This window comes from Chamaesiphon sp. VAR_48_metabat_403, assembly GCF_031422475.1.
Taxonomy (GTDB): domain Bacteria; phylum Cyanobacteriota; class Cyanobacteriia; order Cyanobacteriales; family Chamaesiphonaceae; genus Chamaesiphon.
Map to the genome: position 1 here is coordinate 1 of NZ_JANPLS010000073.1, position 7,830 is coordinate 7,830.

Consider the following 7,830-nt stretch of genomic DNA (forward strand, 5'->3'; position numbering starts at 1 on the left):
CGATTTGAGGACGCATTCGCGCTACAATTTAGTCGATCGCACCATACTCTTTCAACCAGCCCATCGCAATATTGTAGCCTTCTCGATTTTCTTGTTGTTGGAATAGATAGAGTGCGGCTTTCATGCAGGTAACGCCATCTGGTGTATTCCCGAATAAGGTGGCACTAGCCATGAAAGCGTACGCATTAGTATCGTCGAGTTTGATGGCACGATCGTAATATATCAAGGCTTGGCGATCTTGACCTTTTTTTTGTGCCGCCCAACCCAGTTTGACATACTCCAGCGATTGCTCTTGATTGGCTGCTTGTCGATTGTAGGTGTTGTTTTGTTGGGGTGCGGTACGTTGGATTCTTTGAATTGTCAGGGAGTTGATATTTGGTGCTAGTTCGGCGTGGGTGCTGGTAGCGGTGGTGAGTACGACAGAGACTAGGGTTAAGCCAGAGACGAAAATATTTTTCAACATGCCTGGAATTCCGGTGGTGTGAGGATCGGTTACATACTATTAAACACCCTCTAACCATGAGTTGGCTACGGAGATATTTTTGATGCTATTTAGTTATGATTTAGTTTATAGAGAGGGGAAAGAGCAAAAGGCAAACTGAGCGATTACGCGGGTTTTTCCATCACCATCCGATGAAGATCGGCTTCATGCTGTTGAAAAAACAACCAGGAGATCGGCAAAAAAGTCATGTAGCGGTTAAAAATTTCTAGTCCGACTAACTCCAATGCTCGCGATTGATTTGCCACCAGTCGCTCGTACCAGGCGCGTAAAGTGGGTCGATAGTCATGAATTGAGTCGTGGGTAATTTTGAATCCCGCTAGCTCTGCGGCGGCAATATGCGTCTGGTGCATCACCAGTAAGGAGCCTGGGAAAAATAACTGAATCGTCACCATTGAAGTGGGATACGCTGCGCGTGTCAGGGAAAAGAATTGATGTACTGCCAATCCGCCTGGAACGAGCGCATCATAGGTTTTTTGATAGAGTTGATTTAGCTCGTGCGGTCTGACATGTTCTAGCGATCCGATCGATAATATCCGATCGTAAGCGGCACTTGCAAAATCAGTAGCGATAAAGTCAGTCAAAGAGACATTTAGGTCTAATTTTTGGGAGGCATAGATTTGCTGATCCTTGGATAAGGTGAAGCCCGTTAATTCACCCCGATGTCCGGTATCTTGCAGAAATTTCAGCATCGCACCCCAACCACAGCCCAAATCCAAGAGTTTTTCATCTCCTGCTAAATTCAAAAAAGACAGTAAATATTTAGCTTTATTAGTCTGAGCTTGTTCTAAAGTTTCGGTATCGGTTTGAAATTCTGCACAAGTATAAAATCGATATTTAGTATCTAAAAATAAAGCGTAAAAATCATTTGAGACATCATAATGCGCTTCAATTCCCTGCGAATGGTCGCAATCGAGCATCTTATCTAAATAAGCAATCCGCATCGATTCCGGTGGATAAGCTCTCGATAACCATTCTATTAGGGGGGATTTTGGCTCAGTCCAAAGTTGCCAATTTTGTTCTGCATCTAGAGGTACTGGCGCGTGAATGCGATCGTTAGCGATCGCGTATAACAAACCCCGCGCGCTCAGATCTGAAGCAAATCGCGATAATTTCATATTCATTTTTCCTCACTTGGCGCGAGCTTGGCAAACCGATCTTTTGCCTGTATTTAACTCTCAGCAGACCCAATAACTAAAGCCTATTGGAGAAAATATTATTTGTTACAACTAATGTACTTATATTCTATCATCCTAAATCAATCGATCGTCCTAAATTCCGATTTCTGCAATCTATTGTAATTTAACTCGACTAATCACCAGCCCATGCGAGTGCCTCTTTAAAAGTAAAGCCAGAAATCTCATCAACGATACCAACTTCCAGCACTGCTTGAAATACGATCGAACATTGAAGATTGGTAATGGTTTCGCGATCGAGTCCCCAAGTTTGGAAGAATAAAGATAGGGTCTTAGTTTTGTCGTCTCCAGCTCTATTCCCGCCAATAATCAGACAGCGCGGCTCTTTGGATGTTTCTGGGTACTCAATCAAGGTAAATACATCACTGATTTCTTTTTCCCACACAGGTTGGATTGGCATATCTCAATATTAAATTTGCTTGCGAAAGAACCCCATCATCACTAAAGATTGTCATGACTATTTCGCGATCGTCAACAGACACTTTAACTCATGTCTCGCAAGCTAGAAATTAATGGTAGGGGTAATGTCTTGTCGGTTTTTTTATTCGGAGGGAACCTCCGAATAAAACCGCCGCTTCATAAATTACCCCTACCATTAATTTCGACGCGATTTACTCGTAACGAATTCCGGCATCTGTCAGCCGTTGGAGTGCTTCGCCCAACCTGTCGAGATCGGCAATCAGACTGATTCGCACATAGCCTTCGCCGCCGATGCCGAAGGCATTACCTGGGGTAAATACTACCCCTGTTTTTTGCATTACCATTAGCGCGAAGTCGGTAGAATTCCAACCGACGGCGCAGGGAATCCACAGATACATCGTGGCTTTGGTGGGTTTAATGTTCCAGCCCAATTTCGATAACCCAGCGATGATAAAGTCGCGCCGTTCGCGGTAGCGGTTTTGAACTTGGATGACGTATTCGTCGGGGAGTTCGAGGGCTGTTTGTGCTGCTGTCTGAAGGGCGGCAAAAATGCCGTAATCGAGGTTGGTTTTGAGCGTGCGGAGTCCCTGGATAATCTGACTGTTCCCGACAACAAAGCCGACGCGCCAGCCCGCCATATTATAGGTTTTAGAGAGGGTATGGAACTCGACCCCAATTTCCTTAGCCCCGGGGATTTCGAGCAGGCTGGTGGGCTTGTAGCCGTCGAAGGCGAGTTCGGCGTAACAGAGATCGTGGACTAATAAGATTTTATATTCGCGGGCAAAAGCGACGACATCTTCAAAGAAGGCTCGCGAAGCGGTGGCTCCGGTGGGGTTGCTGGGATAGTTGAAGAACAGAATTTTGGCTTTACGAGCTACATCTACCGGAATATCGTTGAGATCGATCTCCCAATCATTCTCGGCTTTGAGGATAATATTATGAATATTAGCACCCGCGATCGCTGGCCCTCGAAAGTGGACGGGATAGGCGGGACTGGGGACTAATACCGTATCGCCAGGATTGATATAAGCCAGAGCCAGGTGTCCCAAGCCTTCTTTAGAACCGAGCAGGGGTAAAGCTTCGCTATTGGGATCGAGAGTCACACCATAGCGACGATAATACCATTTAGCGATCGCGCCCCGAAAATTGGCGGTACCTTCAAATGGGGGATAACCATGATTGGTGGCTTCATCCAGAGCTGCCTTCGCCGCCGCAATTACGGGTGCTGGTGCGGCACCATCGGGATTGCCCATGCCCAAGTCAATCAAATCTACGCCCTGGTTGCGAGCGTGAGCCTTGAGTTCGTCTAACCGAGCAAATACGTATTGGGGTAGGGATTGGAGGCGTTCGGCGGGGCTAATCCAGTCTAAGCTCATTGTCTATAATTATTGATGCAGTTCAATCGGCAGCGCAATATCTCTAAAGCGAGAATCTTCACGAAGGGCGTGGATCTAGAAGATCGGGTTCGCCCGCTAATACTATAGAGGTTTTTAGCGATCGGTGGTTGAGACTCGGTTATAAAAATCGATAGAATAGATAGTGCGCTGACTCTATAAACCTGTAAACTCTTAGAGTCAGCCGATCGCAGTGAAATTTACCAACTCCATCTAAACGAGTATATTCCTCGCTTAAAGCATCAATATCGATGGCAACTTTATTGTTATTCGATCGTCTTGACCCTATATATCTCCTAATCGCTCGATCGCACATTACCATGTCCAAGTTCTCGACGATCGTACTGATTGGTGTTGGAACGATTGCCAACACATTTCTATATTCCCAAGTTCCCGCAGATGCTAGGCTTAGAAAACCCAAAGCTTGTGTCGATCCGCTCCCAATTGCCCAGCGAGTAGAGCTAAAGCTCAAAGCGGATAAAAAAGAGATGGAAAATAATAAACCCGTCTTTAAACCGATCGCTGAAAAATCCTCGGTCAAGCCTGGAGATATTATTAAATATACGGTAATTGCTAAAAATAACGGTCGGTGCCCGCTCAAGAATTTAATCTTAAAACAACCGATTCCACGCGGAACTAATTATCTCAAAGATTCTGCCAAGGCGATCGATGGTGCGGAATTGTTGTTTAGTATCGACGGGGGCAAAACTTTTTCAGCTCAACCCAAAATCGGGACTGAACCAGCACCAACAACTGCTTATAACTACCTCCGCTGGAAATTTAGCGGTTGGATGTCTACTAAAAAAGAAGTTCAGACTAGTTATAAGCTTCAGGTTAAATAGATGAAGGATATTAGCTACGATCGACTCAGACAAAGCGAACCATAAATAAAATGATTTGCAGTGGCATCAATGCGACCAGACCAGCCTAAATCTTGGAGCGATTTTTCTAACTGAATTGGTTCATAAAAAATCTTAACTACTCGATAGATTCGGCCATCATTTAGTTTGCGTTCTGCATATCCCTGTTGGTGTAACTCGGCGTGATTTATAGCTGGAGATGTACGATCGAACAAACTATCTACAAAGAAAACTCTACCATCAGGCTTGAGTGCAGAGCCGACCATTTGCCAAAAGTCATTAAATTTATCCATCGGGACATGAGATAGCCAAAAGCCAAAGAAAATAAAGTCGAATTTTTGAGTTGGTGTCCAGTTAAATAAATCGGCAACTATGTATTCTACAGATCGATCGCCCAGTCTGTGCCGATTTAAAGCAATAACTTCAGGTGCGGTATCTATTGCCACGAGGCGAGTTGCTGAAGGTGCTAAAAATTGAGTCCACAAACCAGTTCCACAGGCTAGTTCGAGTATATCTCCCGATAAATATAGACCCAGCGAAAATAGAGCTGACTCCACTTCAGAAATCTCTGTAAGCCATTGTTGTCGATGTGCTTCACCGCGATCGTATCGACCTTGACGAAAGAACCACTCATCATATTCTGAAGCACGTTCGCGATAGTATTCAATTTGCTCTTGCAGGATATTTGGATTCATGAGGTTAAATATCGAAAAGGCTAATCTCCCTGCGGAAATTCTGCCCAAAGATTGGTAGTTTGACGCAAACTGCTCCAATTACCCCCACCTAAAATCAGGTGATCCAATAAAGGAATGCCGAGTAACTTTGCGCCTGCGAGTAATTGCCGCGTGAGATCGAGATCGGCTTGACTGGGTTCGGTGCTACCGGAGGGATGATTGTGTGCGACGATTGTTTTAGTAGCACCTTGCTTGAGAATGGCGGTGAAAATTTCTTTAGGTGGTGCGAGGGTTTCGGTCGCCGTACCAATCGTGATTAACTGAGTACCGAGCAGTCTATTTTTGACATCTAATAATAATATGGCAAATCGCTCTTGAGTAGACCACATTAACTCTTGACTCAGCGCAGCGACGGCAGTATCGGGATTTTCGATTATAGCTCGATCGGGTGGACGCAAGACACAGGCTCTCTGTCCTAATTCTATTGCTGCTAAAATCGCTGTCGCTTTGGCGGGGCCGACACCCGGAATATCCATCAATTCTTGAGGATGCACATCGCGCAATCTTTCTAGGGGATCTCGCTGATGTTGACCCAAATGATTGAGAATATATTCACCTAACCCGATCGCGGATAGTTTACCAGGGCCTTGTCCCGTTCCTAACAAAATTGCAATTAACTCCGCATTTTTGAGGTGTTTGACTCCATGTGCGAGTAAGCGTTCGCGGGGACGTTCGGTGCTGGGTATATCGATGATGCGAAGGCTGTAAGTCATGCCGCTGACACGTAATCGGTGCGTAGTTAAAATTACTTGTCACTTTACGACGATTCGAGATTCGATCGAATCACTACAATGGCTGAATTATTCTTTATCGATTATGAAAATACGCCAAGCTCTAACCGCCGCTCAATTTAGCTTTATAGCCCAATTTAGTCACTATCTCTAATAATTTTTGACGATGGTCGCCCTGAATCTCGATCGTATTATCCTTCATTGCGCCACCAGCCCCGCACTGATTTTTAAGGGTCTTGGTGAGGCTAATGAGTGTCTCTGGTGAAACTTGAAAGCCACTGACAATCGTGACTGTTTTACCACCTTTACCTTTTCTGGAGGCTTCGATTTTGAGTTTGTGCTGGTTGGGGGGTAATTCAGAAACTTCTATTTCTGGTTCTTCTTCGCCAAATTCCCGATAGGCGATTTTGTTGCTATCTTTTGCCATGTGTTTGCAAGCAGATTATCTACCGACGATCGATACTATTCAAAATTTTAGCTCACCAAGAGTTGAAAATTAGATCGGTCGGCCCATAAAAAAAGGAGAGAATCATGATTCTCTCCTTTCTTATGTTGACTTTGGCTGTTGTGGTCTTTGCCTTGGTCTTTGAGTTTTTGACGTAACATTTGAGTGCGTTTCTTGAGTTGGCGTTGACGTGCCGATCCGCCCTTACCTTTGTCGTTTCTCCCTTCTTTCCGGGGGGATTCCCACCGCTTGAGACGTTGTGACATATATTTAATTTATTACTTCATTACTTTATTATAGCAACTCAGTCATTCGATCGCAAGATCTCGATCGGCACGGCGGAGGATTTTATGGATTAAAACCTGGCATCTGCGATATTTTTAACGTTTATCTCCTCACTCATGCACATTCAGTCATTGGTAGCAGCACCACCACCAGATTTATATATATCGATCGATAATATTAATACTCGATACTGGCATCTGGGTAACGATGGTAGTCCGATAATTTTGCTACATGGCGGAAATGGTTCGATCGAATTTTGGTTGTATAATATTGCTGCTTTGGCCGTACACCATCAGGTTTATGCATTTGATATGGTCGGTTCGGGTAAGTCAGACTATCCAGATCGATCTTATTCGCTAGCGGATCAGGCTGAATTTTTATGCGGTTTTATGAACGCTCTGAAAATCGAGCGAGCCACTCTCATCGGTAACTCGATGGGTGGTGGAGTTGTGTTAGAATTTACCAAATTGTATCCCGATCGAGTCGATAAGTTAGTATTAGTTGATAGTATGGGATTTGGTAAGGAAATTAGTTTAGGCATTCGACTGATTACTTTACCAGCAGTTGTTAGCTTGCTCCGTCCGGGACGGTGGATGATTCCAGCAATGTTGAGATCTAATTTTTATGATGGTAAACAGCTACCGCCAGAGTGGCTCGAATTGCGCTATCCAATCTTTGCCATTCCTGAGCGAAATCGCGTTATTCTCAGAATCGGTCAAAGTAATTTTAATTTAGCAGGGGTGTTACCTCAAGTCTATCGACCGATTCTCGATAGTTTACCAAACATTGCTCGACCAACATTAATTATTTGGGGAGAATACGATCGGATTATTCCCGTCAAACATGCTCGCATCGCCGCCGCAGCTATACCCCACAGTCAATTACATATTTTTCCTAATTGCGGACATCATCCCTATTTAGAATATCCCGATCGATTCAATCGACTGGTATTAAATTTTATGGCAGAATAGCACTTAAAAAGGTTGGATCGATCCAACCTTTAAACTAGCTCTAATTTAGAGGGTAGAAGTAAAAGCTTAACTAAACTATTCACTATCCACTATTCACTAAAACATTAGTTATGGTAGTGAATAATCTCGATTAACTCAAACTAATTACGTTACGAGATCTACAGCTTCGCTTTTGCCTGCGGTGGCTTTCTTTGTCGTTCCGCCCAATGTGGCAAAATCAGCTAGTGCTAGTGTTTGAATCCGCGACTGCTGGAGTGCGGCTTCTTTTTCGGCAATGGTATTATAACCCCAGTCT

10 protein-coding genes are annotated in these 7,830 nt (G+C 44.3%); 2 read left to right on the top strand and 8 right to left on the bottom strand.

What is annotated here, in order from left to right; genetic code table 11:
- Positions 1–28: 28 nt before the first annotated feature.
- The 4 genes from RMO79_RS03610 to RMO79_RS03625 form a co-directional block, all read right to left on the bottom strand.
- Complete coding sequence (locus RMO79_RS03610; protein ID WP_310481690.1) at positions 29–463, bottom strand: hypothetical protein; 435 nt, start codon at positions 461–463, stop codon at positions 29–31.
- Positions 464–606: 143 nt separating this feature from the next.
- On the bottom strand, positions 607–1,617 hold the full coding sequence (locus tag RMO79_RS03615; RefSeq protein WP_310481691.1) for a class I SAM-dependent methyltransferase: 1,011 nt from the start codon (positions 1,615–1,617) through the stop codon (positions 607–609).
- Between the two features lie 193 nt (positions 1,618–1,810).
- Positions 1,811–2,095 (bottom strand): hypothetical protein, encoded by a 285-nt coding sequence (locus RMO79_RS03620; RefSeq protein WP_310481692.1) that lies wholly within the window; start codon positions 2,093–2,095, stop codon positions 1,811–1,813.
- Positions 2,096–2,306: 211 nt separating this feature from the next.
- Complete coding sequence (locus RMO79_RS03625) at positions 2,307–3,491, bottom strand: aspartate aminotransferase (protein ID WP_310481693.1); 1,185 nt, start codon at positions 3,489–3,491, stop codon at positions 2,307–2,309.
- Positions 3,492–3,760: 269 nt separating this feature from the next.
- Here RMO79_RS03625 and RMO79_RS03630 point away from each other — a divergent pair, with 269 nt between their 5' ends.
- Positions 3,761–4,351, top strand: coding sequence for a hypothetical protein (locus RMO79_RS03630; protein WP_310481694.1), 591 nt, complete (start codon positions 3,761–3,763; stop codon positions 4,349–4,351).
- A 14-nt stretch (positions 4,352–4,365) separates the two neighbouring features.
- On the opposite strand, the gene RMO79_RS03635 is transcribed toward RMO79_RS03630, so the two are convergent.
- From RMO79_RS03635 to RMO79_RS03650, 4 genes are all read right to left on the bottom strand, one after another.
- Positions 4,366–5,064, bottom strand: a complete 699-nt coding sequence (locus RMO79_RS03635; protein WP_310481695.1) for a class I SAM-dependent methyltransferase — start codon at positions 5,062–5,064, stop codon at positions 4,366–4,368.
- A gap of 20 nt (positions 5,065–5,084) precedes the next feature.
- Positions 5,085–5,816, bottom strand: coding sequence for a DNA repair protein RadC (gene radC, locus RMO79_RS03640; RefSeq protein ID WP_310481696.1), 732 nt, complete (start codon positions 5,814–5,816; stop codon positions 5,085–5,087).
- Positions 5,817–5,937: 121 nt separating this feature from the next.
- Complete coding sequence (locus RMO79_RS03645; RefSeq protein WP_310481697.1) at positions 5,938–6,261, bottom strand: translation initiation factor; 324 nt, start codon at positions 6,259–6,261, stop codon at positions 5,938–5,940.
- Between the two features lie 47 nt (positions 6,262–6,308).
- Complete coding sequence (locus tag RMO79_RS03650) at positions 6,309–6,545, bottom strand: hypothetical protein (protein WP_310481698.1); 237 nt, start codon at positions 6,543–6,545, stop codon at positions 6,309–6,311.
- Between the two features lie 135 nt (positions 6,546–6,680).
- Here RMO79_RS03650 and RMO79_RS03655 point away from each other — a divergent pair, with 135 nt between their 5' ends.
- Complete coding sequence (locus RMO79_RS03655) at positions 6,681–7,535, top strand: alpha/beta fold hydrolase (RefSeq protein WP_310481699.1); 855 nt, start codon at positions 6,681–6,683, stop codon at positions 7,533–7,535.
- The last annotated feature ends 295 nt before the right edge of the window (positions 7,536–7,830 follow it).